Genomic DNA, 1,629 nt, shown 5'->3' with positions numbered 1-1,629 from the left:
ACAATACAAATAGCCGAACAATTATCTTATGATTGTTCGGCTTCTATTTATATAACGTTTTACATTTTTTCTGGTGCATGTACACCAACCATACGAAGCGCATTACCAAGCGTTATTTTAACTGCTTCTAGCAACGCTAGCCTTGCTTTCGTTACTTCTAACTGACTTTCATCTAACACTTTCTCTGCATTATAGAAACTGTGCAATTGAGAAGCTACATCAAATGCATACTGGGTTATTTTATGCGGAATTCGTTTCTCCGCAGCATCCAACACCAGTTGCGGAAATGTAGCTAATAGCTTTAACAAGTTTATTTCACTCGTTTGTTTTAATAAAGAACTGTCATACTTTTCATAAGCATAACCATTTGTTTCTGCCTTATCTAATAACGTACAAATTCGTGCATGCGCATATTGTACATAATAAACCGGGTTGTCATTCGATTGGGAACGAGCAAGATTTATATCAAAATCCAAATGCGTATCACAGGAGCGCGTATTCATCATGTAACGCATGGCATCAACGCCTACTTCTTCCATCAGTTGCCTTAGTGTTAGCGCCTTTCCAGACCGCTTACTCATTTTCACTCGCTCGCCGTCTTCAAATAAATTCACCATTTGAATAATCTCCGTCTCTAACTTCCCTTTTGGATACCCTAATGCTTGGATTGCCGCTTCCATTCGCGGAACATAACCATGATGATCCGCTCCCCATACGTTAATTAACTGATCAAAGCCACGCTCCAATTTATCGTTATGATAAGCAATATCAGACGCTAAATACGTGTAGCTTCCATCTGATTTAATAACGACGCGATCTTTATCGTCCCCATATTTTGTCGTCCGAAACCATGTAGCACCATCCTGTTCATAAATGTCACCAGATGTGCGCATTTTATCGAGCGCTTGATCTACTTTCCCCTTTTCATATAAAGACATTTCCGAAAACCATTGATCAAATGGCACCCGAAATTGGTTTAAATCATGCTCGATCTTTTTCAATTCAAAGTCTAATCCGTAGCGCCGAAAATAAGCTAAACGCTCTTCTTTCGGTTTGTGCAACCATACATCGCCTTCATCTGCGGCTAATTTTTTCCCAATATCAATAATGTCTTGTCCGTAATAGCCATCCGCTGGCATTTCCGCTTCTCGTCCTAGCGCTTGCATATACCGCGCTTCCACTGATAAAGCAAGGTTATGCATTTGATTACCAGCATCATTGATATAATATTCTCGCTCGACGTGATAACCAGCAGCTTCCAATACGTTACCAAGCGCATCCCCATAACTCGCACCACGAGCATGACCTAAATGAAGATCCCCTGTAGGATTGGCAGAAACAAACTCAATTTGAATACGATAATCTTTCGTATCATGTTTGCCATAATCCGCTTGTTCTTCCAAAATATACGGTACTAACGGTGTTAAATAATCATAGTCCATAAAAATATTAATAAAACCAGGTCCAGCAATGTCCACCTTGCGTATATATGTACCTGCTACATCGATGTGGTCGACAATAGCTTGGGCGATTTGCCTTGGCGATTGCTTTGCCATTTTTGTCAGTTGCATAGCAATATTCGTTGCGTAATCACCGTGCTGTTCATTGTTTGGCTTTTCTAAGACAATT

General features: G+C 40.1%; 1 protein-coding gene. It reads right to left on the bottom strand.

Annotation, left to right across the window (positions count from 1 at the left end):
- Positions 1-59: 59 nt before the first annotated feature.
- Positions 60-1,629, bottom strand: a 1,570-nt coding sequence (argS, locus tag B2C77_RS00390) for an arginine--tRNA ligase (RefSeq protein ID WP_141130626.1), incomplete at its 5' end; no start/stop codon positions are given.

It is taken from the genome of Virgibacillus dokdonensis (genome assembly GCF_900166595.1).
GTDB classification, from domain to species: Bacteria; Bacillota; Bacilli; order Bacillales; family Amphibacillaceae; genus Virgibacillus; species Virgibacillus dokdonensis.
The sequence above is the reverse complement of the archived record's forward strand: the minus strand, read 5'-3'. Positions and strand labels throughout refer to the sequence as shown.